The organism is Rhodoblastus acidophilus (genome assembly GCF_900187365.1).
GTDB lineage: Bacteria > Pseudomonadota > Alphaproteobacteria > Rhizobiales > Beijerinckiaceae > Rhodoblastus > Rhodoblastus acidophilus.
This window is the reverse complement of record NZ_FYDG01000009.1, coordinates 59868-82624: the sequence shown is the minus strand read 5'-3', so window position 1 is coordinate 82624 and position 22757 is coordinate 59868. Positions and strand designations below refer to the sequence as shown.

At 65.8% G+C, this 22757-nt stretch carries 21 protein-coding genes and 1 tRNA gene; 10 read left to right on the top strand and 12 right to left on the bottom strand.

All coding sequences use genetic code 11. The features are described 5' to 3' along the window. Positions 1–2: 2 nt before the first annotated feature. Positions 3–1298: an adenylosuccinate synthase gene (locus CFB24_RS15865; RefSeq protein ID WP_088521610.1), complete on the bottom strand. Its 1296-nt coding sequence runs from the start codon at positions 1296–1298 to the stop codon at positions 3–5. A 446-nt stretch (positions 1299–1744) separates the two neighbouring features. Between CFB24_RS15865 and CFB24_RS15860 the strand changes: the two genes are divergently transcribed. Both CFB24_RS15860 and CFB24_RS15855 read left to right on the top strand, forming a co-directional pair. Beyond that, on the top strand, positions 1745–2614 hold the full coding sequence (locus tag CFB24_RS15860) for an outer membrane protein (RefSeq protein ID WP_158255287.1): 870 nt from the start codon (positions 1745–1747) through the stop codon (positions 2612–2614). A 190-nt stretch (positions 2615–2804) separates the two neighbouring features. After that, positions 2805–3707 (top strand): outer membrane protein, encoded by a 903-nt coding sequence (locus CFB24_RS15855; protein WP_088521608.1) that lies wholly within the window; start codon positions 2805–2807, stop codon positions 3705–3707. 31 nt (positions 3708–3738) lie between these two features. Here the strand turns inward: CFB24_RS15855 and CFB24_RS23645 are convergent, their stop codons facing one another. Continuing rightward, positions 3739–6423: a PAS domain-containing sensor histidine kinase gene (locus tag CFB24_RS23645; RefSeq protein WP_141098467.1), complete on the bottom strand. Its 2685-nt coding sequence runs from the start codon at positions 6421–6423 to the stop codon at positions 3739–3741. Between the two features lie 266 nt (positions 6424–6689). Here CFB24_RS23645 and CFB24_RS15845 point away from each other — a divergent pair, with 266 nt between their 5' ends. From CFB24_RS15845 to mtnA, 5 genes are all read left to right on the top strand, one after another. Next, the gene (locus CFB24_RS15845) at positions 6690–7055 is read left to right on the top strand and encodes a phasin (protein ID WP_088521607.1); all 366 of its coding nucleotides are present in this window, start codon (positions 6690–6692) and stop codon (positions 7053–7055) included. Then, positions 7055–7630 carry a phasin family protein gene (locus CFB24_RS15840; protein ID WP_088521606.1) on the top strand — a complete coding sequence of 192 codons (576 nt, stop codon included), beginning with the start codon at positions 7055–7057 and terminating at the stop codon, positions 7628–7630. The genes CFB24_RS15845 and CFB24_RS15840 overlap by 1 nt, the downstream gene beginning before the upstream one ends. Positions 7631–7707: 77 nt before the next feature. Continuing rightward, positions 7708–7784, top strand: a tRNA-His gene (locus CFB24_RS15835). A gap of 127 nt (positions 7785–7911) precedes the next feature. Then, entirely contained in the window at positions 7912–8724 is an 813-nt protein-coding gene (locus CFB24_RS15830) for a class II glutamine amidotransferase (protein WP_088521659.1), read from the top strand. Continuing rightward, positions 8718–9794, top strand: a complete 1077-nt coding sequence (gene mtnA / locus CFB24_RS15825) for an S-methyl-5-thioribose-1-phosphate isomerase (protein ID WP_088521605.1) — start codon at positions 8718–8720, stop codon at positions 9792–9794. Before CFB24_RS15830 ends, mtnA begins: the two co-directional genes overlap by 7 nt. Here the strand turns inward: mtnA and CFB24_RS15820 are convergent. From CFB24_RS15820 to CFB24_RS15785, 8 genes are all read right to left on the bottom strand, one after another. Next, positions 9778–10329, bottom strand: a complete 552-nt coding sequence (locus CFB24_RS15820) for a 4'-phosphopantetheinyl transferase family protein (protein WP_088521604.1) — start codon at positions 10327–10329, stop codon at positions 9778–9780. The two genes, mtnA and CFB24_RS15820, sit on opposite strands and share 17 nt — an antisense overlap. Further along, entirely contained in the window at positions 10329–10754 is a 426-nt protein-coding gene (locus CFB24_RS15815) for an arsenate-mycothiol transferase ArsC (protein ID WP_244593277.1), read from the bottom strand. Before CFB24_RS15815 ends, CFB24_RS15820 begins: the two co-directional genes overlap by 1 nt. Further along, positions 10751–11242, bottom strand: a complete 492-nt coding sequence (locus CFB24_RS15810) for a UPF0262 family protein (RefSeq protein ID WP_088521603.1) — start codon at positions 11240–11242, stop codon at positions 10751–10753. The genes CFB24_RS15815 and CFB24_RS15810 overlap by 4 nt, the downstream gene beginning before the upstream one ends. Next, positions 11239–12534, bottom strand: coding sequence for a histidinol dehydrogenase (hisD, locus tag CFB24_RS15805; protein WP_088521602.1), 1296 nt, complete (start codon positions 12532–12534; stop codon positions 11239–11241). The genes CFB24_RS15810 and hisD overlap by 4 nt, the downstream gene beginning before the upstream one ends. 50 nt (positions 12535–12584) lie before the next feature. Further along, positions 12585–13037, bottom strand: a complete 453-nt coding sequence (locus tag CFB24_RS15800) for a DUF2948 family protein (protein ID WP_088521601.1) — start codon at positions 13035–13037, stop codon at positions 12585–12587. 56 nt (positions 13038–13093) lie between these two features. Continuing rightward, complete coding sequence (locus tag CFB24_RS15795; RefSeq protein WP_088521600.1) at positions 13094–13906, bottom strand: lytic transglycosylase domain-containing protein; 813 nt, start codon at positions 13904–13906, stop codon at positions 13094–13096. A gap of 97 nt (positions 13907–14003) precedes the next feature. Further along, on the bottom strand, positions 14004–14774 hold the full coding sequence (gene tam / locus CFB24_RS15790; protein WP_088521599.1) for a trans-aconitate 2-methyltransferase: 771 nt from the start codon (positions 14772–14774) through the stop codon (positions 14004–14006). A gap of 35 nt (positions 14775–14809) precedes the next feature. Continuing rightward, entirely contained in the window at positions 14810–15220 is a 411-nt protein-coding gene (locus CFB24_RS15785; protein WP_088521598.1) for a ribosomal maturation YjgA family protein, read from the bottom strand. A 143-nt stretch (positions 15221–15363) separates the two neighbouring features. On the opposite strand from CFB24_RS15785, the gene CFB24_RS15780 reads away from it, so the two are divergent. Beyond that, positions 15364–16431, top strand: a complete 1068-nt coding sequence (locus CFB24_RS15780) for a hypothetical protein (protein ID WP_141098466.1) — start codon at positions 15364–15366, stop codon at positions 16429–16431. Between the two features lie 74 nt (positions 16432–16505). Continuing rightward, a complete protein-coding gene (rlmN, locus tag CFB24_RS15775; RefSeq protein ID WP_088521596.1) occupies positions 16506–17708 on the top strand; it encodes a dual-specificity RNA methyltransferase RlmN in 1203 nt (400 codons plus the stop codon). On the opposite strand, the gene CFB24_RS15770 is transcribed toward rlmN, so the two are convergent. Beyond that, positions 17705–18148 (bottom strand): organic hydroperoxide resistance protein, encoded by a 444-nt coding sequence (locus CFB24_RS15770; RefSeq protein WP_088521595.1) that lies wholly within the window; start codon positions 18146–18148, stop codon positions 17705–17707. The two genes, rlmN and CFB24_RS15770, sit on opposite strands and share 4 nt — an antisense overlap. Before the next feature lie 124 nt (positions 18149–18272). Here CFB24_RS15770 and CFB24_RS15765 point away from each other — a divergent pair, with 124 nt between their 5' ends. Continuing rightward, complete coding sequence (locus CFB24_RS15765; protein ID WP_088521594.1) at positions 18273–19367, top strand: ATP-dependent DNA helicase; 1095 nt, start codon at positions 18273–18275, stop codon at positions 19365–19367. Between the two features lie 127 nt (positions 19368–19494). Here CFB24_RS15765 and CFB24_RS15760 read toward each other — a convergent pair whose 3' ends face one another. Next, positions 19495–22734: an autotransporter family protein gene (locus CFB24_RS15760; RefSeq protein WP_088521593.1), complete on the bottom strand. Its 3240-nt coding sequence runs from the start codon at positions 22732–22734 to the stop codon at positions 19495–19497. Positions 22735–22757 lie beyond the last annotated feature (23 nt).

The window sequence follows — 22757 nt, the reverse complement described above, 5'->3', positions numbered from 1 at the left end:
AATTAATCCTGGAAAGGATTATGCATCAGAATGGTGTCGTCGCGTTCGGGGCTGGTCGAAAGCAGCGCCACCGGCGCCTGGATCAGTTCCTCCACCCTGCGCACGTATTTGATCGCCTGCGCCGGCAATTGCGCCCAGGAGCGGGCGCCGCCGGTCGGTTCGCGCCAACCCTCGATGGTCTCGTAGATCGGCTCCACCCGGGCCTGCGCCGCCTGCGAGGCCGGCAGATAATCGATGACGTCGCCGTCGAGCTTGTAGCCGACGCACACTTTGATCGTCTCGAAGCCGTCGAAAATATCGAGTTTGGTCAGGGCGATGCCATCGATCCCCGAGGTCTTCACGGTCTGGCGGACCAGCACGGCGTCAAACCAGCCGCAGCGCCGCGCGCGTCCGGTCACCGTGCCGAATTCGCGGCCGCGCTCGCCGATGGCGCGGCCGGTTTCGTCGGTCAGTTCGGTGGGGAAGGGGCCTTCGCCGACGCGGGTGGTGTAGGCCTTGGCGATGCCCAGCACATAGCCGATCGCCTTGGGGCCAAGGCCGGCGCCGGTGGCGGCGTTGGGGGCGACGGTGTTGGACGAGGTGACAAAAGGATAGGTGCCGTGGTCGATGTCGAGCAGGGCGCCCTGGGCGCCTTCGAACAGAATGCGCTTGCCGGCGCGGCGCAGGTCGTCGAGCAGCGACCAGGTGCGATCCATGTAGGGCAGAATGTGCGGCGCCACTTCCTCAAGCTCGGCGCGAATCGCCTCGGGCTTGATCTCCTCCAGCCCCAGGCCGCGGCGCAGCGCGTTATGGTGGTTCAGCAACCGCGCGATCTTGCCGTCGAGCGTGGACAGGTCGGCGAGATCCATCACGCGGATGGCGCGGCGGCCGACCTTGTCCTCATAGGCCGGGCCGATGCCGCGCTTGGTGGTGCCGATCTTGGCGTCGGGGGCTGCGGCGTTTTCACGCAGGGCGTCGAGCTCGCCATGCAGCGAGAGAATCAGCGGCGCATTCTCGGCGATGCGCAAATTCTCGCGCGAAATGGCGATGCCCTTTTCGCGCAGGCCGGCGATTTCCTTTACGAGATGGCGCGGATCGACCACGACGCCGTTGCCGATGACGGACAGTTTCCCGGGGCGGACGATGCCGGACGGCAGCAGAGACAATTTGTAGGTGACGCCGTTGATCACCAGCGTGTGGCCGGCGTTGTGCCCGCCCTGGTAGCGCACGACCACATCGGCTTCCACCGACAGCCAGTCAACGATCTTGCCTTTGCCCTCGTCGCCCCACTGGGCGCCGACCACCACCACATTCGCCATCGAACCCAACTTCCATACTGCGCGGCGCGGGCGCTTGAGACGTCGCGCCGCTGTCAAGACCGGCGGGCTTCTTCCCGGCACGGGAGCCTCGGAGAGAAAGCGCCGGAAGGCCAGCCTCGGCGAGGCGGAAATGCACATGCGGCCGGGGCATATTCACGGTTCAGCCGTAGCGGATCGGATCGCTTTAGTAAAGCATTTCCCTGCACGAGGCTCTCAGCGCTGTGCCGAAACGAAACAACTTAACCGGATCATGATGAAAAAATGCGGTTAAAGGTTAGGGTTAAGGGCTGTTTAAGTAATTGCTGGCAACACTCGAAGTCGTCAGCGCCATGTCGGCGTCTGGGCGCCGATGAGGATTGGTGGCGACCTCGGCGCGCCGGCCGACCGTTCCAGTTGTGTTAACCGCAGGGTCGCGAGCGGCCATGCTCCGTAGAAGGATTTTCGTCATGGGCCGCTTCAAAGCCCTAACTTTCGCAAGTGTGCTTGCGCTTGGCGCGGGTCAGGCGGCCCAGGCGGCCGACCTGCTGCCGCCGCCGCCGCCGCTGGAGGCCCCGCCGCTGCGTGGCGCCGTGGAAGACAGCGGGTTCTATCTGCGTGTCGACGCGGGCTTGGCCAATACCAACGCCAGCGGCCTGCGCTCGACATTCGGCGATGGCTCCACCACCGCGTCCTTGGGCGCGACGACGGGCCCCGTCAGCCTTGGCGATCCAACCATACTGGGGCTCGGCGCCGGTTATCAGTTCAATAACTGGTTCCGGGCTGATGTGACGGGCGAATATCGCAACGCCGCAAATTACCACTCCAGCATGAAGTACCAGAGCGTCTATACGGCGAGCTGTTTGCCCGGTTCTGGTCTATATTGCACTGACGAATACACGGGCGTGGCGAAGGCTGGCCTGTTTCTCGCCAACGGCTATCTGGACATGGGCTCCTGGTTTGGTTTCACGCCCTATGTTGGCGGCGGCGTAGGTTTGACTGTGTATCAAACCTCCGGCGTCAGGGATCAGAGCATCTATCCTCTTGATGGAAGCGTGGGCTTCGCCCCCAATTATACGGGGACGAACTTCGCCTGGGCTCTTATGGCTGGCGTTGGATATCATATCACGGCCAATCTCATGCTGGACGTCGGTTATCGTTACGTCAACATGGGCGCGTTCAAGACTGGCGCGATCGCCTGCAACAACCAGTTGAACGGCAGCTGCCATTGGGAAGTTCAACATTTTGACGTCGCGTCCAACGATGTGCGCATCGGTTTGCGCTGGATGGATGCGCCGGCTGCTTACGACCCCGGCCTTCCCGTCCGCGCCAAATACTGATCAACTCTGTTCGGGTGACAGACAGAGGCGGAAGCGCAAGCTTCCGCCTTTTTCGTTCCAGCCAGGCTTCCGTAATGTCATCTCGCGCAAAACTTGATGAAGCAAAGCATTAAGGTAAGTGGACATTAACTGTCTTCGTTCATTCTGCATTTAGCATGAAATAAGTCGCGGAAGGCCGAAGAGGTTTGATATGCGTAAAGTCACGAAGACGGCGGCGGCCGCGATGGTCGTTTTGGCTGGCGGCGCTGTAACGGTCCAGGCCGCGGACATGAGCCTTCCGCCCATGTACCAGCTCGAACCCGAACCGATGGTCGAATTCGGCTCCGGCTGGTATCTGCGCGGCGACCTCGGCTATTCCTCCATCTCCGCGCCGATGGGCTCGCCCCCGGTCATGGTTGATTCGACGCTGGCGCCGCCCTCCGCGTCCAGCATCATGAACAACCGCACGGCGGACTTCGGCGTGCTCAATGGCACAGTCGGCGCCGGCTATCAGTTCAATCGCTGGTTCCGGATGGACGCCACCTTCGACTGGCGCCAGAACCTCGTCAACAATCGCACGACGTATGGCGCGAACTGCGCCATCGACATTCCCGCCAACGGTACGATTCCGGCCTACGTCGCCTACGTCAATCCCGCCTGCTACGTGACGGACTCGGTCACGATCAAGACCTGGACCGGACTGGTCAACGCCTATGGCGATCTCGGCACCTGGTTCGGCGTCACCCCCTATATCGGCGGCGGCCTCGGCCTGACCAACGTCCGCGCGTCCGCGACCGAAATGTATTACCAGAACAACGACGGGTCCAATTACGGCGGCGCCGGCGTCAATTCTTACAAATCCAGCGTAGTCAACGCGATCATCCACTACGGCTATCCCGGCAATATCGGGCCGACCCAGGTGCGCACGAATTTCTCTTACGCGCTGATGGCGGGCCTCGCCTATGACATCGCGCCGCACCTGAAGCTCGACATCGGCTACCGCTACCTCAACATGGGGTCGCTGTCCGTGATCAACACCTCGGGCGCCACGGTGCGCAAGACCCTTGACGCGCAGGAAGTGCGCGCCGGCCTGCGCTGGACGCCCGACCTCTGACCGTCGTCGCCCGCGACGCGGCCGGCTTCTCTCAGCGCCGCCGCGACGCGGGCCCCGGCGCGGGCGCGGCCGTCGCCAGGGAGCGTGCGACCAAGGCTTCCGGCGCGAGCGGAAAACCCACTTCGACCAGCGTGCCTTCGTTCTTGCGGCTGCGGATGACGAAGTCGGCATGATTGGCTTCCGCCAGCGCCTTGGTCAGCGGCAGGCCGAGGCCGGTGCCGCCGGCTTTGGACGAGACTTGCCGAAACGGCTCCAGCGCCGCGCGCAGTTCCGCCTCGTTCATGCCGACGCCGGTGTCCTTGACCCGCAGCAGCGCCTTGCTTTGGCCGGAGGCCGAGGTGGCGACCGACGTCGAGACGATGACCTGTCCGCCCGGCTCGTTGTAGCGCACGGCGTTGGCGAGCAGGTTGAGCACGATCTGGCGCAGCGCGCGTTCGTCGGCGAGCGCCAGGGGCAGGGCGGGGGCCAGCGCCAGCCGGGTGATGACCCGTTCGCGATTGGCCTGCGGCTGGATCAGCGACACGCATTCCGCAACGACCTGGTTGGCGTCCACCGCCGCGAAATTCAGGTCGAGCTTGCCCGCCTCGATTTTCGACAGGTCGAGCAGATCGTTGACCAGGCTCATCACATGCGCGCCGGAGGCATGGATGTCCTTGAGATACTCTTTGTAGCGCGCGTTGCCGATCGGGCCGAACCGTTCGTCCATGATCACTTCGGCGAAGCCGAGAATGGCGTTCAGCGGCGTGCGCAGTTCGTGGGTGACGGCGCTGAGATAATCGGTCTTGGCGCGGTTTTCGGCCTCCGCGACTTCCGCGCGGCGCGTGGCCTCCCGCAGCGCATCGCCCTCTTGGGGCGCTGCGTCTTGCGGCGGTGCGTCTTCGATCGCTGCGTCTTGGATCGCGGCGGACGCGGCGCCGGCGGCGCGGAAAACCGCGCAATATTTCCCGGCGTCGGCCATGCGCACGAAGCTGACCTGGAGCGCCAGCGCCGCGCCCGATCCCGACAGGCCCGAGACGCGCAGCGGCGCCGCAGCGGCGCCCGAGGTCAGCCGGGCGAGCGCGGCTGCGATGTCGGCGCGGCTTTCCGGCGCGATCAGGTCTCGCAGGTCGCCTCTGTCGTCGCGCGAGCGTCCGAACAGTTTTTCCGCCGCCTCGCTCAGTCCGAGCAGATCGCCGTCGGCGTTGAACAACGCCACGCCATCGGCCGAGGCCTTCAGGATCGCCATCACGTCGGCGGCTTCGGCGTCGCGTTGTCGAAGGGTCGTCTCCAGCGCGGCGATCCGCGCTTCGATCCGCTCCTCCATGCGCTCCTCTACCCGCTTTTGGGGCGTGCGCCGCACCGTCACGGCCTCTGCGGGCAGCGCGCCCCAGCGCGTCGGCGCGGTCTCGATTTCGACGGCGAGATCCTGTCCGCCGCGCGTCGCCAGGATGGCCTCGCCGCTCACCGCCGCGCCGACGGCCTGGACGAACTCACGCAAATCGGCGCAGCCCAGCCAGTCGAGAAGGGTGCGGTTGACGCAAACCCACGCGCCGTCGCGTCGGATCGCCAGCCCCACCGGAAATGAATCGAAGGCGTCGTCCAGGGCGCCGCCGGGCGGGGCCGCCTCGGCAGGAATCGGCGCCGGTTCTTCGAGGGCGTTGGCGAGATCGCGGGGGGGGCGCGCCTCGTCCTTTTCCGTTTCGCCCTTTTCGGTTTCGCCTTTGGCGCCGAGCGTGCGCGCGATTTCCCGGAACGCCTGCCGCTCATGCGGCGCCAGCGTCACCAGGGCGGCGGGCTCCTCGCGGCTGTCGAAGGCGGCGAGCGCGCGCGCGGGCGGGAACGGCAGGACCACGCCGGAAAAGTCCGGCGCCGGCTCCCGCGCCGCCTCGTCCCGGCTTGTGGGGCGCGATTCCGCCGGCGGCGCCTTGTCCTGCAAGCGGTCGAGCTGGATGACGCCAAAGCCGCGCCAGCCGTCAAATCCCTTCTCGCGGTCGAAAGCGGGCAAAGCGCCGAGCGAAACCGGCGCGGCGGCATGGGCGCCCTCAATGGGCCAGATCACCTCGACGCCGCTGAATGTGGCGCGGCTGTCGAGCGCGGCCGCCAACCGGCCGTCGGGATCAACGCCAAGATCGCGCGTCACCTCGATCAGGTCGCGGCCGATCAGAGAGGCGGCGGCGCCGCCGAAGATGTCGGCCAGCGGAGCCGTGACCTCCGTCACAACATTGCGCGCATCGGTGCGCCAGAGAAACCGCGCCGGCTTCAGGCCGGGATAGCGCCGCTCGAAGGCGCGCCTGAGGTCGTGGCGCGCGCGTGTGTCCGGGACGTCGGCCGCAGCTGCGGCCTGCCGCGGCGGGGCCTCGCGCAGCCGGACGCCGAGACCGGCCAGAACGTAAAGCGCCGTATCGGCGTTGGCGCGTCGGCACAGGAAGGTGATCTTGGCGATGGGGCCAAAGTCGAAACGCTCGATCCGGCTCGCGCCCGTGGGCAAGCACCGCAGGCGCTCGGCCACGGCCCGGATCGCCGGCGCGTCCGGCGCCAGCGCGCCCTCGCGGAGGTCGAACAGCGAGTCCGCGCTGAACAGGGCGAGCGCCGCCGCATTGGCGTGGACGAGGCGCAGAGGCGCGCCTTCGACGACCAGCACCGGGGCGCCTCCGCGCGCCAGCGAGGCGACGCCGCTTTCGGCCAGAGCGGCGGCGATGTCCGCTCGAACGTCCTCTGTAGCCTGATTGCCGCTCATCGTCCCGCCCATTGATCTTTAATGAAAGGTTAAACACGTCGGGGCCGCAGAATCTAGTTTTGATCCAAGACATTCCACGCCAAAGCGTGTTATGGTGAATAATCGGTTAATTCCAGCGGTCGATGGCCGGATTTTGCGGTCCATGTTGCACTGCACAAAAATATTTGCGGCGCAGCATCGCTCGTGTTATCCATCCTCGTGTGGAGTTCATTGGCCCGGGAGTGTGGGAGCGCTGGAAGCCCGGGCGCAATCGTACAGGATGTCCCATGACCAATCTCAACATGGAAGTTCCCCCGGAAGTTCGCGAATTCGCCGAAAAGACCGTCGAGCAGGCGCGCAAGGCGTTCGACGGCTATGTCGCCGCCGCCCAAAAGGCCGCCGCCCAGACCGAAGCCGCCGCCGAGAACGCGGCGGCGGGCGTGAAGGAGGTCAGCAGCAAGGCGATCTCCTATGCCGAGGCCAATGTTAAGGCGGCCTTCGACCTTGCGGAAAACCTGGTCAAGGCCAAGGATCCCAAGGAAATCCTGGCGATCCAGTCCGAATATCTCAAGGCGCAGATCGCCGCGGTGCAGGAACAGGCCAAGGTCCTGGGCGACGCCGTCAAGTCCGTCATGACGCCGGATACGAAGTAATGGGGGCGCCTCCACGCAAGGGCGCGAAGGCCAAAACGGCCGTCGACAGCCCGATCTTCGCTCACGGCCCGGAGGCCGAGCACGAGTTCGCGCCCGTCGTCGCGGCGGCCGAGCCCGAGCCTCAGCCCGAGCCGGCCGCGCCTGAGACGGCGGCGTCCGAACCGGCGCCCGCGCATCATCATCATGCGGAGGAGCCTGCTCCAGCGGCGGAGCCGTCGGCTCACGCCAAATCCGCCGAGCCCGAGGCGCCCGCCGCCAAGGGCGGCGCCGGAACGCACGCCCACGCGCCGGAACATGTGTTCGCCGCCGCAAGCAAAAGCCTTCAAACCTTTTCCGCCAAGGCGATGGAGGCTTACCAGGCCAACGCCGCCGCTTCGATGGATTATATGAAGGCGCTCGCCGGAGTTCGGACGGTTTCGGAAGCCATTGCGCTGCAGAGCGAACATATGCGCAAGCAATATGAGGCGCTCACCTCCCAGACGAAGGAGTTGACCGCGCTCGCGCAGCAGGTGGCCGCCGATGCCGCCGGCCCGCTCAAGGATCAGTTCGGCAAGGGATTCAAGTCTTCGAGCTGATTTTTTCCCCAGCGACAATTTGGCGCGCGAAGGCACTTGCATTCGTGCGCCACTGCTTTATAGGTTCCGCCCGCATCGCCGCCATAGCTCAGTTGGTTAGAGCGCTAGATTGTGGATCTAGAGGTCCCCCGTTCGAACCGGGGTGGCGGTACCATCTCCCCTCCCATGTCGCGACTTGATCGGCTTTTACGCCTTGGCGGATTTTGTCTTGCCGGATTTTTTCTTGGCGGCCGCGCCAACCTCCGCTATTGCGGGCGCTCGTCTTTTCCCACGGGCTCGGCATGTGTGAATTGTTGGGCATGAGCGCGAACGTCCCCACCGACATTCGCTTTTCCTTCACCGGCCTTGCCCGGCGCGGCGGCGGCGCCGGTCCGCACCGCGACGGATTCGGCATCGCCTTCTATGATGGCAAGGCCGCCCGGTTCTTCCACGATCCCGAACCCGCCGCTCGGTCGGAGGTCGCCCGCTTCCTCGGCGCGCATCCGATCAAGAGCCTGAACGTCATCGCTCACATCCGCCAGGCCAACAGCGGTTCGGTGTCGCTGGCCAACACCCACCCGTTCACGCGGGAACTCTGGGGGCGGGTGTGGACCTACGCGCATAACGGCCAGTTGCGCGGGGTGAAGAAGCTGCCGCTCGAATTCTACAAGCCCGTCGGCACCACCGACAGCGAGCACGCTTTCTGCTGGATGCTGTGCCAGTTGCGCGCGCGCTACAAGACCCTGCCGCCGCCGGCGCGGCTCGACCGCGAGGTGCACCGGCTCAGCGTCGAACTGGCGCGGATGGGCGTGTTCAACATGCTGCTGTCGGACGGGCGCACGCTCTACGCCTTTTGCGGCAAGAGACTGTCCTGGCTCACCCGCCGCGCCCCGTTCGGCAAGGCGACGCTGATCGACGAGGACCGTTCGGTCAATTTCGCCGAGGAAACCGGCCCCGACGATTGCGTCACCGTGGTCGCCACGGGACCGCTGACCTCGGACGAGGACTGGACCGTCATCAAGCCCGGAACCCTGCTGGCGCTGCGCGACGGCCAGATCGCCAACACCCTGCATTCGGAGCCGCAGGACGCGGCGAAAGGAGTTTTGTCATGCTGATCGCCGGAGAAAAACGCACCACCATCTGGCCGGACGCCGAGGGGAAGGGCGTTTTGATTCTCGACCAGACGCGGTTGCCGCATCGCATCGAAACCGTGCTGCTGCGCGATCTCGACGACGCCGCGCGGGCGATCAAGGACATGCTGGTGCGCGGCGCCCCGTTGATCGGCGTCACCGCCGCCTATGGCGTGGCGCTGGCCATGCGCGCCGACGCTTCCGACGCCGGTCTGGCGAAGGCCCGCGAAACCCTGCGCCAAACGCGGCCCACGGCGGTCAATCTCGCCTGGGCGCTGGAGCAGATCGGCCAGTTCCTGAGCCAGATGCCCGAGGAATTGCGCCGCGAGGCCGCCTTTACTTTCGCCAAACATCTTGCGGAAAAGGACATCGCCTGCAATTCCGCCATTGGCGACAATGGTCTGGCGATTTTCCGCGACCTGGCGCGGAAGCGGGAGGGAAAACCGCTGCGCATCCTCACCCATTGCAACGCCGGCTGGCTGGCGACGGTGGATTGGGGCACGGCCACCGCGCCGATCTACAAGGCGCAGCAGGCGGGCATTCCCCTGCATGTGTTCGTGGACGAGACCCGTCCGCGCAACCAGGGCGCCTTCCTCACCGCCTTCGAACTGGGGCAGCAGGGCGTGTCGCATGACCTGATCGTCGACAATGCCGGCGGCCATCTGATGCAGCATGGCGAGGTCGATGTCTGCATCGTCGGCGCCGACCGCATCGCCGCCAATGGCGACGCCTGCAACAAGATCGGCACCTATCTGAAGGCGCTGGCGGCGAAGGATTGCGGCGTGCCGTTCTATGTCGCGGCGCCGGTTTCCACTTTCGATTTCGCGCTGGAAAAGGGCAGTTTGATCCCGATCGAGGAGCGCGTGCAGGACGAAGTCACGCATATGTCCGGCGAAGCGGCCAGTGGCGACATCGTAACGGTGCGCGTGGCGCCGAAAACCACGTCGGCGCGCAATCCCGGCTTCGATGTGACCCCGGCGCGGCTGGTGAGCGGGATCATCACGGAAAAAGGCGTGTTCGCCGCGAACACGGACGCGCTCAAGGCGCTGGGCTGAGGATCACGGCGGCGCAGATCGCCTGTTTTCCAAACGATTCGTCGCGCCAGCGGCGCGCTGCGGTCAATGTGACCTTGCGGCGCTGGTCATCGAGGACGAGGGCCGCGCCCGGGGTGACGCGAATCTGCGTCACCTCCCGGCGCAGGCCCAGGCCGAGCGCCTTGATATACGCCTCCTTGACCGTCCAGATGTCGTAAAACGCCGCGGCGGCGTCCAGGGCGGGCAGCGCGGCGAGACGTTTCTTTTCGTCCGGATGCAGCACGGCCGCTGGCGGTTCGATGGGGTAAAAAATTTCGAGATCGACGCCGATGGGGCCCCGTCGCGTCAGCCCGAACAGCCAGACATTCTCGCGCGAAGACGAGGAAATGCGCCATTCGGTTGGCGCGCCGTCGATCAGCAGCAGCGGCGCGCCGAGCGGGTCATGCGCCAGTCGCAACCGGTCGCGCGAGAGGGCCAGCGCGTCGGCGCAAAAGTCGAGCAGCGCGGCGCGGCGGCTCTCCGGTCTGCCGTCGAACAGGCCGAGCCGGGTGAACATCAGCCGAAACGCTGCCGGATGCGCCGCAGCAGACCGTCGCGCACCTCGCGAAAGGCTTCCAGCCTTTGTTCGCGCGTTCCCTCGATCATTGTGGCGTCCTCGGTCGGCCAGAACTCGACGCGCGTCCGGCCGCTGCAAAAAAACTCCTCCGCCTTGCGCCGCGCCGAAGACGACAGCGCGATCACCAGTTCGAAATCGGTGAATTCCAGCTCCTCGAAGGTGCGCGGCCAGTGGCGGGTGATGTCGAGGCTGATCTCGTTCATCACCGCCATGGCGAAACCGTCGGTTTCCCCGGCGCGCACGCCGGCCGATTCCACCCGCATGCCCCTGCCGTAATGTTTCCGCGTCATGGCTTCCGCCATCGGGGAGCGCACGGCGTTGAGCGTGCAGGCGAACAGAACGGACAGCGGGCGGTCTGGCCTCAAGCCTCGCCCTTCCAGTGCAGTGCGGTGATGAGGGTGAACAGGCGCCGCGCCGTGTCGAAATCGCAATCGACCTTGCCGCGCAGCCGGTCGGCCAGCAATTGCGCGCCCTCATTGTGCAGGCCGCGCCGTCCCATGTCGATCGCCTCGATCTGCGCCGGGCTCGCGGTGCGGATCGCGGCGAAATAGCTCTCGCAGATCAGGAAATAGTCCTTGAGCATGCCGCGAAACGGACTGAGCGACAGAATATGGGTCATGACCGGCGCGCCGGCCTCGTCGGCGATGTTGAGCGCGAGTTTGGCGTCGATCAGGCCGATGGTCAGCCGGTAGGGGCCGACGTCGCGGCCCGGCAAGCCGAAGTTGTTGTCCTCGATCAGGTCGTAGATCGCGATGGCGCGCTCGTGCTCCTGGTCGGGAGTTCCGCGCCCGAAGGCTTCCTCGTCGAGCGTCACCGCGATGAGACGGTCGCGGCGAACGGGATCGTCGGTCATTTTTCCTCCAGCCGCAGCGCCACTGACAGCGCGTGGGCGTCGAGATTTTCCGCCTTGCCGAGCGTCACGGCGGCCGGACCGATCTTTTGCAGCGAGGCCGCCGAACATTTCAGGATCGACGTGCGCTTCATGAAATCCAGCACGTTGAGGCCGGAGGAGAAGCGCGCGGAGCGGGCGGTGGGCAGGACGTGGTTGCTGCCGCCGACATAATCGCCGATGGCTTCCGGCGTATGCGCGCCGATGAACAGCGCGCCGGCGTTGCGCACGCGGGACGCCAGGGCCTCGGCGTCCGCCGCCATGATTTCCAGATGTTCGGCCGCGATGCGGTCGGCCAGCGGGATCGAATCGGCCAGCGTCTTCACCACGACGATCGCGCCCAGCTCGCGCCAGCTCTTTTCGGCGATCGCCCGGCGCGGAAGGGTTTGCAGCCGCGCCTCGACCGCGGCTTCCACGGCGTCGGCCAAGGCGGGCTCGTCGGTGATGAGAATGCTCTGCGCCGCCGTGTCGTGCTCGGCCTGCGCCAGCAGGTCGATGGCGATCCATTGCGGATTGGCGGTCTTGTCCGCCAGAATCAGCACTTCGGACGGGCCGGCGATCATGTCGATGCCGCATTGGCCGAACACGCGGCGCTTGGCGGCGGCGACATAGGCGTTGCCGGGGCCGACGATCTTCGCCACCGGCGCGATGGTTTTGGTGCCATAGGCGAGGGCGGCGATGGCCTGGGCGCCGCCGATGCGATAGATCTCGTCCACGCCGGCGAGATGGGCGGCGGCCAGCACCAGCGGCGAGATTTTTCCGTCAGGCGCCGGGGCGACCATGACGAGGCGCTCGACGCCGGCGACCTTGGCGGGCAGGGCGTTCATCAGCACCGAGGACGGATAGGAGGCGGTGCCGCCGGGCACATAAAGGCCGACGGATTCGACCGCGCTCCAGCGCCAGCCCAGTTCGACGCCGGCGGAATCCGTGAAACGCAGATCGGCCGGCTTCTGCTTGTCGTGGAAGAAAGCGATGCGGTCGCGCGCGAGTTTCAGCGCGTCGACCTGCTCCTTCGGGCAAGCGGCGACGGCGGCTTCGATTTCCGCTTTGGAAAAGCGCAACGTGTCCGGCGTCAGCTCGATGCGGTCGAATTTCCTGGAATAGTCGATGAGAGCGTCGTCGCCGCGTGCGATTACGTCGGCGATGATGTCGCGCACGGTCTGATCGACATCCTCCGAGGTCTCGCGCTTCATATGCAGCAGCGCCTCGAACTCGCGTGAGAAATTCTCGGCGGCGGCGTCAAGCCTGAAGGGCATTTTGGGGCTCCCGGTAGAAAGGTGCGAATTGGGCGCGCGGGAGCTTTTTGTCAAGCTTCGCCAGCGGCGCGGGCATGCTCGGGCGCGTGTTTGCAGGGCCAGCGCGGCCCGAGATCGGCCAGACGCCCTTCGATGCACTCCACCTCCAGCTTGATGGCGCAGCCGCCGGAGAAGGTGAGGACGATCTCGCCCGACGGCGCGTCGCCGGGCGCAAAGACGATGGACAGCAGGTTCAGGATGTCGTCGGGGCGGTCCTGGCTGAAGCCATGCAGCGCGGCCTTGCGCACATGTTCGAAATGCAGGCCGGCCTGGACGCGCAAATGGGCGTTGGTGCGGACCCAGTCGTAGCGGTGCAGCGCGAGAATGAAGCGCCGCTCTCTCGGCTGGAACAGCATGTCCCGAACATGCAGCACCGCGTCTTGCACATGGGCCGAGAGAATCGCGAGATCGTCCTCGTCCATGGCCATGAGGCGCAGAGCCTGCGCGCCGCTTTCGCTCGCCATTGCTTCCCCCAAGCTCACGTCAGCAGATAAGATGGGCAGGCCAAGGATGCAAGGGATCAGCGCCCGAACAGCCCGCCGAAAAAACTCGTCTGCGGCGGCGGCGGAGCGGCCAGCGTCGGCTGTTGGCCCGCCTCGGGCGCGATCGGCGGGGAGTGGGCGTCGCGCATCGCGCCGAGCATCCCCTTGCTTTTGGCGGTGTAGTAATAGCCCGAGGCGTAAAGCCGGACCGCCCGGTCAATGTCGCCATCGGCCAACGCCCAGGCGTTGGCGAGATAGGGCGTCGCATAGGCGAGATTGGTCTCGGCGTCGAGCAGCCCCTTGGCCGAGCCCTTGTAGCCCATGCCGCGCGCCGTGGCCGAGGTGATCTGCATCAGCCCGTAATAGTGGCGATGCACCAGATGCGGCTTGTATTTGCTTTCGCGCATGATGATGCGGTGCAACAATTCCAGCGGCAAGCCGTGGCGGGCGGCGTATTTGCGGGTGAGATCGGCGAGTCCCGTTTTTTCCGCCACGCTGAACCCGTCGGGGTCGAGGCCGGTCGGGCGCGGGTCGTAAGGCGGCTGCGGCGTATCGACACGGGCCTCCGGCGGCACCGGAACATTGACCGGCCCGGACGGCGGGTCGCCAAACGCGGCTTGGCTTGCCGGGGCCGTTTGGCTGTCCGGCGCGGTCTGGGCCGGCGACAGTTCGACGACGGATGAATCCGCGCCGTACACGTCCGCCGCATCGGGCGGCAGGCTTCCCGGCGGCGGGTCGCCCGGAAAAACCGGACGTGGCCGCGGGATCAGCGGATGCGCGGGCAGGCCTCCGGCGAAGGCCGGGCTGGCGGCGGCGATCAGAATGAGAGCGCGTGTCAGAGCTTGAGCCATGCGCCCTGTGTGCCGTCAAAATGTGGCGAGCGCAAGAAGCGAAGGTCATGTTCGTTCGTCGCGGGCCGGACGCGGCCGCCGGGACCGCGCCGCCGCTTCAGACTTGGGCGACGAAAAACAGGCGGGGATAGTGCAGCAGCACCTTGCCGTCGTCCTGCGCCAGATAGGCCATTTCCAGTTCGCGCCGGTAATGCGCCAGAAACGCCGCGCTTTCGTCGTCGCCGAGCCGGTCGAGGAACGGCAGCAGCGCCGAACCGGCGAACCAGTCGATCACCTCGTCGTGGCCGTTCAGCGGGTGAACATAGACGGTCTGCCAGAGATCGACGTGTTGCACATGGGGCGACAGCCAGGCGTAATAATCGTCGATCGATCCGATGGCGGCGCGGCTTTTCGCAACCGGCGCCAGTTTTTCCATCCAGGGTCCGTCCACAGCCACCATGCGCATCAGGGCGTGGGCGGGGTCCTGCAGCACATTGGGCATCTGCACCGCGAGAACGCCGCCCGGCTTGAGGAACGACAGCAGTTTCGGCAGCAGCTTTTCGTGGCTGGGGGCGAAATGTATGGCCGAATTGGCGAAAATCAGATCGACCTTGGCCTCGGGCGTCCATTGCGCGAGGTCGGCCTCGACGAAATTCGCCGCGGGCAGTCGGGCGCGCGCCGCCTTGATCATGCTGGGCGAGCGGTCGATGCCGAGAATCTCGTCACAGCGATAGTAGAGCGACAGGATGGCCGAGCTGTTGCCGGGGCCGCAGCCGAGATCGACGATCTTGCGCGGGGCCAGCGGCGGAACGCGCGACAGAAGGTCGCGGGCGGCTTGCGCGCGTTCGCGCTCGAATTTGAGATAAAGGTCGCAGTTCCAATCGCGCATGATACTATTTGCCGCTTTAAGTCGATAAAGTCTAGTTATTTACTGCGCCGCTTGGCGGCGCCCGGTCCCATCAGCCGGTCCAGTCCATAGGCGCTTGCAAGGCCCGCGCCATAAGCCAGGAAATTCCAGCCCGAGAACACCCGTCCCAGCGTCCAGGCGCCGGTTGAGGTCATGCGAAACGCTTCCAGAGCGGGCGTATGTACGAGCTTGAGGCATTCGATCAGCGCGCAGGCCAGCGCAGCGACATAAAGCGCCTGTTCGCGTGGGCGGGCGCGCAGCAGCACGGCGAAGACCAGGAAATACATCGCCGCCCACAGCGCCGAGCCGCCATATTTGACCCAAAAAGACGGGACGCCGAACCTGTGGCCATAGCCGCGGAGAAACACGCCGGCGGCGACCACGAGGGCCAGCGCGAACATGCGTTGGAGCGGAAGCGAAAGTCTCATCGCCCTCTCCTGAGCGATGGCGGCGAGTCGCGCAAGGCTCACGCCATGATCTTTTCAGGGTCGGACACGACTTCTCCCCCGTTGCTCCACAAAAAGCGCCGGTCCGCCGCGCAAGTCGAGGCCGCGCCTTGAAGGGAGACCCCATGCGTCACTGCATCACGATGACCCTGGCGGCGCTGCTGGTCTTGCCGGCGCCCGAGGCGCGGAGCGGCGCCGCGCCGCCGGCTGCGACGGCGGCCGCATTGCAAAAATATTCCCCGACGACGCAGACCTTGGCCTGGATGTTTCATTACGCCGAGGCTCCCGAGCCGGCGAAGACGCCTTACGCCTTTCTCACGTTGAGCAAGGCGGGATCGCTGCGCGATCCCGAGCAGGCCGGCGTTTATCTGGGCTTTCTCGCCGGCGTGCTGAACCGCGAGGGCGCCCATGCCGACAAGCTGCTGGTGCAACTGACGATTCTGCCGCATGAGGACCAATGGATCCTGGTGCGCGCGCTGGCCTATTCCGGCCTGTCCGACTGGAAGGATTTGATGCGGCGGCTGGAAAGGCACATTCCCGGCCGCTCCGGCATGATCGCCGCCTATCTCGACGGCTCCTCGCCCGTGCTCAACGAGATCGAGCTGGAGGACGCCAAGCCGAGCAATTGGGACAAGATGAAAGATCTCGTGACCTTCTCCACGCCGGAACAACCGCCGCACAAGCCGACCTTCGAAAGCAATTCCGATTTGCTGGATACGTTGTGGGGCTTCTATTTCGCCACCGGCGACGTTATTCCCATCGCCCGGCTGGTGGCGCTGCTGCCGTGGTCGAAGGACCGCGAGAGCGTGGCGAAACTCACCATCGGCAATATGGCCGCCTATACGCTGGCGGAAAACGCCTCGCGCTCCGCCGCGCTGCTGGCCATGCTCAAAGCCATGGAGAAGAAGCAGCCGGAGGAGGTGGCGCCGGTTTTGAAAGAGGTGGTGCGCGCCGCCGATACGGTGGACACCGGCTATTTGCGCAAACAGGCGGTGGCCTCCATAGAGGAGTTGAAGCTGCGCGGGCCCAATTCCTCGCGCAACATGGCGATGTGGGGCCAGGTCGGCGAAGGCGCGCTGTCGCTGGGCTGCCTCGGCGCGGCGCTCACGGGGGCCGGGGCCGCGATCGGCATCCCCTGCGTGGTCGGCGGCGCGCTGACGTCCGCCGGGTTGAAGGCGGTGGCGCAGCCCTGACCGGGCGGCTGGTTTTCCCGCCCTGCGTTTCGTGATACAAGCGGCAAAACTTTCCTCGAAATAAGGGATTCCGCATGACGCGGGCCGCCGAGGCCATGCCGCAAGGCGTGGCCGTCCTCGATACTGTCAAACCCTCGCTGGTCGGCCTGACCCGCGCCGGTCTCGCCGAGGCCCTTCATGGGATCGGCACGCCCGACCGCGAAATCCGCATGCGCGTGGCGCAGTTGTGGCACTGGATCTATTTCCATGGCGTGCGCGACTTCGACGCCATGCTCAATGTGTCCAAGGTGATGCGGGCCAAGCTCGCCGAGCATTTTTCGCTGGCGCGGCCAGAGGTGGCGGAGGAGCAGGTGTCGAGCGACGGCACCCGCAAATGGCTGATCCGCATGGCGCCGGTCGATGCGCTCGACCAAGGCGCGGAAGTGGAATGCGTCTATATTCCCGAAAGCGACCGTGGCACGCTCTGCGTTTCCAGCCAGGTCGGCTGCACGCTGAACTGCACATTTTGCCATACCGGCACGCAAAGGCTGGTGCGCAATCTCACCACGGCGGAGATTGTGTCCCAGTTGATTGTCGCGCGCGAGCGTTTGGGCGATTTTCCGGGGCTGTCGCGGCCCGACGATGGCGGCCTGATCCCCTCCGGCGAGGGCGTGCGCGCCGTCTCCAACATCGTGTTCATGGGGATGGGCGAGCCGCTGTACAATTTCGATAATGTCCGCGACGCCGTGGATATTTTGTCGGACGGAGACGGCCTGTCGCTGTCGAAGCGCCGCATCACCGTTTCGACCTCCGGCGTCGTGCCGGAAATTTCGCGGCTGGGCGAGGAGTCCGGCGCGGCGCTGGCGATCTCGCTCCATGCGGTGCGCGACGATCTGCGCGACAAACTGGTGCCGCTCAACAAGAAATATCCGATCAAGGAATTGTTGCAGGCCTGCCGCGATTATCCCGGCGCCTCGAACGCCCGGCGCATCACGTTCGAGTACGTGATGCTCAAGGGCGTCAACGATTCGCCGGCCGAGGCGCGCGAGCTGGTGCGCCTGCTTAAGGGCATTCCGGCCAAGATCAACCTGATCCCGTTCAATCCCTGGCCCGGCGCGCCTTACGAGTGTTCGGACTGGGAGACGATCGAGAAATTTTCCGACATCGTGTTCAACGCCGGTTACGCCAGCCCCGTGCGCACCCCTCGGGGCCGCGACATTTTGGCCGCCTGCGGGCAGTTGAAAAGCGAGACCGAAAAACTGCGGGCGCGCGCGAGGCTGGCGGCGGAGCTGGATTAGGCGCCGACGACTTCCAGCTCGAACGGAATATTGTCCCGCGTCGCATGGCTGTAGGGGCAGATCTTTTCATGCGCTTCGTTGACGATCTCGCGCAACTGCTCGGTCGGCACGCTCTGCGACTCCACCTTCATCTTCACCGCAATGCCGAATCCGCCGGCGTCGCGGGGGCCGACGTCCACCTTGCAGGTGACCTTGGCGTCCGCAATCTTCACTTTGTGCTGCGAGGCCGCGAAATCCACGGCGCCGCCGAAACAGGCGGCGTAGCCGGCGGCGAACAGGTGCTCCGGCGTGGTCGTGCCTTCCTTGCCCGGCCCGCCCATGCCTTTTCGCACGCTGAGATCGACGGTCACCGAGCCATCGTCGGTTTCGGAATGGCCGTTGCGGCCTCCGGTCGAGACGGCGGTGGCGGATTCAAGCGTTTTGATGTTGGAAACGGTCATGGACGGTCCTCCGGCGCAAACTGCGCGGACAACGCTGTAACACGCTGCTTGTTTCGTCAATGTCACGCCGCAGTCTTTCCTTTCGTATCGATGTTCTATAAAGGTTCCATTTTTCGAGGGTGAAATGGCCTGGTCGGCGCAACAGGAAAAAGCGCTCAAAGCGGTGGCGGATTGGGTGGAAGACCCGAAATCGCCGCAGGTTTTCCGCCTGTTCGGCTATGCCGGAACCGGCAAGACCACGCTCGCCCGTCATCTCGCCGGACAGGTCGATGGCGAGGTGCAGTTCGGCGCCTTCACCGGCAAGGCGGCGCTGGTGCTGCGCTCGAAGGGCTGCGACGACGCCCGCACCATCCATTCCATGATCTACCGGCCCAAGGATATGGAAACGGAGGAGCCGAGCTTCGTTCTCAACGAGGAATCCCCGGCCTCGCGCGCCAGCCTGATCGTGATCGACGAATGCTCGATGGTGGATGAGGAGTTGGGCCGCGATCTCCTGTCCTTTGGCAAGAAAGTGCTGGTGCTCGGCGATCCCGCCCAGTTGCCGCCGGTCAAGGGGGGCGGTTTCTTCACGGAACAGACCCCTGACATGATGCTGACAGAGGTGCACCGGCAGGCCGAGGACAACCCCATCGTCAGGGCGTCCATGCAGGTGCGCGCCGGCGAACGGCTGGATTTTGGCGATTATGGCCTGCTCAAAGTGGTGTCGCGGAAAAATATCGACGCCGAACTGGTGAAAAAGGCCGATCAGGTTCTGGTGGGCCTCAACAAGACGCGGCGGGCCTACAACAAGCGGTTGCGCGAAGTGTTGGGCTACAAGGGCGCCGCGCCCGAGGTCGGGGAAAAACTGGTCTGCCTGCGCAACGACAAGACCAAGGGCCTGCTCAACGGCGCGGTGTTCCGCGTGCAAAAATCCAGCGGCCTGCGGCGGGCGCGGCTTCGCATGATGCTCATTCCCGAGGAGACGCCAGGCGAAAAGCCGATCAGGGTCGGCGTTCTCCCGGCTTTTTTCGAGGGAACGGAGGAAACTCTGTCCTATGCCCAGCGCCGCGAGTCCGACGAATTCGACTATGGCTACGCCCTGACGGTGCACAAGGCGCAGGGCTCGCAATGGGATGATGTCGTGCTGTTCGACGAGAGCTACGCCTTCCGCGAAAACCGCGAGCGTTGGCTTTACACCGGCGTCACCCGCGCGGCGAAAAGCCTGACGGTGGTGATCTGACGCAAAAAACCGCCGGCCTGGGGCCGGCGGTTCGCTGTTCGAAATATTCTTTCCTGAAACGCCTGCTCACCAACCGCCGCAAAGCATAGCCCGGCTTTGCGACGGTTGTATAACGTGTGCGCGGCGCTCAGAACGCGTATTTCACGCCGACCTGGCCGCCGTAATAGGTGACGGAGGGCGCGAACTCGCCGCCGAATTTGGCGAACACCGACAGCGGCGTGCCGTTGGTCAGTTCGAGGCCCGCCTTGACCTGGGCGAGATCGGAGGCCGCGCGCGGGCCGGAGACGGTGAAGCCGGCGCCCGGCAGGGCGACCAATTGTCCGGTGACGTTGCGGTCCGGCGAGAACTCATGCACCCAGGCGAGGCTCAGGAACGGGTGCGCCGTCACGCCGAACCAGTCCGTCCAGACGCCGGACAGTTTCGCGCCGAGGAACAGCGGGGTGGACATGGTCGTCTTGGCGTCGGTCGCAAGCGCGAACGGGCTGACGCCGCCGCCGGCCAGCGTTTCGGCATAGGCTTCGCTCTGCAGCGCCGCGATCTCGCCCGCGATGAAGGGCGTGACCTGGGTGGCGGCGTCCCAGGCGAAGGTGCGGCCCAACTCCAGACGGGTGCGGGCTTCCCAGGAGCCGTAGGACGACTTGAGTTGCTGCAGAGCCGCGCCGCCGGACCAGCGCTGTCCCTTGTTGTCATTGGCCGAGAACGTCTCGGACCCCTCGAAATAATAGCCGGGGCCGAAGGCATAGGCGGTGTAGAGGCCGCCGTGGAAGGCGTCGACGTCGCCGCTGCCGCCGAGGGACGTCTTGTAATGCGTGGTGGAGCCGCCGAGCGCCACGCCGAACAGCCAGTTCGGCTGGACGAGGTAGTCGAGGCCGGCGAGGCCGCCGTAGGTCGCGCCGTTGAAGCCGGGACGGCCGCCGTCGCCGCCGACATTGACGCCGCCGCCGAGGAACTCGCCCCAGACGCGCCAGTCGCGAGCCGGCGCCGGCGCCGGACCCTTCACGACGATCGGGCCTTTCTTCGGCGCGCCGGCGTAGGACAGGACGTGCGAGATTCCGCTGGTGTCCGGGCCGGAGCCCTGAAGGCCGAACGCCGCCTGGTTGGAAATGGCGTCGGCGATTGTCGCGCCGGTTTGCAGCGCGGCGAAATTGGCGCCGGCGCGCTCGGCGCCGCCGACGCGGTCGAGCGTGGCGGCGGCGTCGGCGCCGGTCGTCAGGCCGGCGTAGAACGATTGTCCCAGCGCGTTGCCGGCGAAACCGCTGGCGTTGGCGCCGGCGTCGATCGCCGCGCCGACCGCGCGCTGGTTCGACGTCTGGGCGGCGGCCGCCGTGTTGGAGGTCAGCGTCACGCTGAGCGCCGAATTGGCGACGGAGAGGCTGGCCTTTTCATAGGCGAGCACCGAGCCGGTCGCCGCGACCGAGTCCGCCACCGAAACCGTCTGGCCGGAATCGGCCTGAACCACTTTGTACGTTCCCGGCGTATAGGCGCCGAGCGCGACGGAGGCGCCGTTCTGCAGGGTGACCGCGCCGCTCTTGACCGTCAGCGTCGAACCGGGATTGGCGATCAGCGAAGCGCCGCTCTGATAGGTGAGGGCGCCGGTCACCGCGCCCGCGCCGCCGAACGCACCGCCATTCGCCACGGTGACATTGGTGTTGACCTTGTCCGTCGCGGCCAGCGTCAGCGCGCCGGTCACGCCGGAGAAATAGCCGGCGGCGTCATAGAGGTTGATGCGGCCCCAGTAGCTGAGCTGCGAGCCGTAAAACGCCTGCAGCGCCTGCCCTTCGGTGTTGGCGATGATCTGGTTGATCGTGCCGGTGGTCAGGTCGGCGTAGAGGCCGGCGCCGGACGTTCCGCCGGTGACGGCGTTGGCGAGCGCCTGCGCCTGGGCATTGCCCTGGCCGCCGTAGAGCGTGGAGAGCAGGATCGCCGCCGTATAGCCCTTGGTGTCGGCGAGTTCGCGTGGCGCCTGAGCGTAGGAATAGGTCGGCATGCCATAGGTCATGCGATACTGGTACACCGCCGCATTGGTCGCGCCCTGCGCCGCATAGGTGGCGGCGGAATAGGCGTTGTACGGGTTGCTCGCGGCGCAGGCGGCGAGCGAACCGCCGCAGCCCGAGGTCTGTGTGTTGAGATAGGCGTTGAGCGATTGCGCGGCGCTGACGAACTGGCCGTTGAGGTTCAGCACGGTCGTGCTGCCGTTGGCGTTGGTGTAGTAATAGGGGTTGGTCGCCTGCGTGGCGCCCGTCGCGGCGGTCGCGCTCAGGAGTTGCATCAGGTTGTACTGAACGAAGGCGCGGCTCCCGACAATGTCGAGCGGATAATGCACGCCCAGCGCGATGCGGCTGTTGCCGTATTCGGAGGCGCTCAGCAGCATCGACTGGAAGAACTGAGGCGTCATCATGCCGACCAGGATCGAGTCGGTGAAGGCGTAGGTCGTGTGCCCGCTGGGGAAGGCGGCGTTCGTCGTCAGGCCGGTGATGGCGTTAGGGTCGAACTGGGTCAGCTGGTTGGGCGCGACCTGCACGGGGCGCGAGCTGCCGTAGACGTTCTGGTTGGCCTGGGTGTTGCTCACGCCATAGGCGACGTCATAGACGCTGCTCAGGAGGTTGGGAAAGGTTCCGTTGGCGCTGGTGGGGAGCGTGTAGCCGGAAGGCGCGACCGCGAGGCTCGCCACATAGCCGGCGGGATAGGTGGAAGGATTGCTGGCCGCGCCATTGGCGAAATAGTTCTTGGCGACACCGAGGTCCGTGGAGTTGAAGCTGTAGGCGTTGACCAGCAGGCTGACGACGTTCTGCGTCGCGTATTGGCCGGTCAGCAGCGGATTGGCTGTGGCCGCGCTCGTGGACGTGACGTAGGACGCGGTGCTCGTGGTGACGGCGTAGGGGCTCACGGCCGCCTGGAAGGCGCCCCCCAGATTTCCGAGGCCGCCGTAGCTCTGGGCGCCGGAAATGGTTCCGTTGACGGCGGTCTGCGTGAGATTGCCGCTGCCGCTGAAGGCGACCCCGTTCTGGATCGCCTGCGCGGGCAGTCCGCCGGCCAGGTTGCCGGCGGGGCCGTAATAGGAGGTCGTGTTGCCCAGCAGCGTGATCGAGCTGGTCGCGCCGCCGAACAGATTCTTCTCGCTGATCGCTTCGGCCTCGATGGCGGGCGACGCGGCGGCGGCCTTGTTGGTCGTGATCACGCCGTTCAGGTTCGCGGTCAGCGTCGCCTGGCCGATCGCTGTCGCGTTCAGGCTCAGGAACGGCGAGAGCAGATTGAGGACATTGGCGTCGGCGGCGGTGACCGTCGTGGAGGCCGCGAGGGCCGGCGACGACGCGAGGCCGGCGGCGACGATGAGAGCAAGCGAAGAAACCTGATTTGCGCGAAGCATGGAGCGCCCCAGTTCGATGGATT

Excerpts from the sequence above, each read along its gene's own strand:
- CFB24_RS15865 (WP_088521610.1), bottom strand. The coding sequence starts at position 1,298 with ATGGCGAATGTGGTGGTGGTCGGCGCCCAGTGGGGCGACGAGGGCAAA.
- CFB24_RS15860 (WP_158255287.1), top strand. The coding sequence starts at position 1,745 with ATGGGCCGCTTCAAAGCCCTAACTTTCGCAAGTGTGCTTGCGCTTGGC.
- CFB24_RS15855 (WP_088521608.1), top strand. The coding sequence starts at position 2,805 with ATGCGTAAAGTCACGAAGACGGCGGCGGCCGCGATGGTCGTTTTGGCT.
- CFB24_RS23645 (WP_141098467.1), bottom strand. The coding sequence starts at position 6,423 with ATGAGCGGCAATCAGGCTACAGAGGACGTTCGAGCGGACATCGCCGCC.
- CFB24_RS15845 (WP_088521607.1), top strand. The coding sequence starts at position 6,690 with ATGACCAATCTCAACATGGAAGTTCCCCCGGAAGTTCGCGAATTCGCC.
- CFB24_RS15840 (WP_088521606.1), top strand. The coding sequence starts at position 7,055 with ATGGGGGCGCCTCCACGCAAGGGCGCGAAGGCCAAAACGGCCGTCGAC.
- CFB24_RS15830 (WP_088521659.1), top strand. The coding sequence starts at position 7,912 with ATGTGTGAATTGTTGGGCATGAGCGCGAACGTCCCCACCGACATTCGC.
- mtnA (WP_088521605.1), top strand. The coding sequence starts at position 8,718 with ATGCTGATCGCCGGAGAAAAACGCACCACCATCTGGCCGGACGCCGAG.
- CFB24_RS15820 (WP_088521604.1), bottom strand. The coding sequence starts at position 10,329 with ATGTTCACCCGGCTCGGCCTGTTCGACGGCAGACCGGAGAGCCGCCGC.
- CFB24_RS15810 (WP_088521603.1), bottom strand. The coding sequence starts at position 11,242 with ATGACCGACGATCCCGTTCGCCGCGACCGTCTCATCGCGGTGACGCTC.
- hisD (WP_088521602.1), bottom strand. The coding sequence starts at position 12,534 with ATGCCCTTCAGGCTTGACGCCGCCGCCGAGAATTTCTCACGCGAGTTC.
- CFB24_RS15800 (WP_088521601.1), bottom strand. The coding sequence starts at position 13,037 with ATGGCGAGCGAAAGCGGCGCGCAGGCTCTGCGCCTCATGGCCATGGAC.
- CFB24_RS15795 (WP_088521600.1), bottom strand. The coding sequence starts at position 13,906 with ATGGCTCAAGCTCTGACACGCGCTCTCATTCTGATCGCCGCCGCCAGC.
- tam (WP_088521599.1), bottom strand. The coding sequence starts at position 14,774 with ATGCGCGATTGGAACTGCGACCTTTATCTCAAATTCGAGCGCGAACGC.
- CFB24_RS15785 (WP_088521598.1), bottom strand. The coding sequence starts at position 15,220 with ATGAGACTTTCGCTTCCGCTCCAACGCATGTTCGCGCTGGCCCTCGTG.
- CFB24_RS15780 (WP_141098466.1), top strand. The coding sequence starts at position 15,364 with ATGCGTCACTGCATCACGATGACCCTGGCGGCGCTGCTGGTCTTGCCG.
- rlmN (WP_088521596.1), top strand. The coding sequence starts at position 16,506 with ATGACGCGGGCCGCCGAGGCCATGCCGCAAGGCGTGGCCGTCCTCGAT.
- CFB24_RS15770 (WP_088521595.1), bottom strand. The coding sequence starts at position 18,148 with ATGACCGTTTCCAACATCAAAACGCTTGAATCCGCCACCGCCGTCTCG.
- CFB24_RS15765 (WP_088521594.1), top strand. The coding sequence starts at position 18,273 with ATGGCCTGGTCGGCGCAACAGGAAAAAGCGCTCAAAGCGGTGGCGGAT.
- CFB24_RS15760 (WP_088521593.1), bottom strand. The coding sequence starts at position 22,734 with ATGCTTCGCGCAAATCAGGTTTCTTCGCTTGCTCTCATCGTCGCCGCC.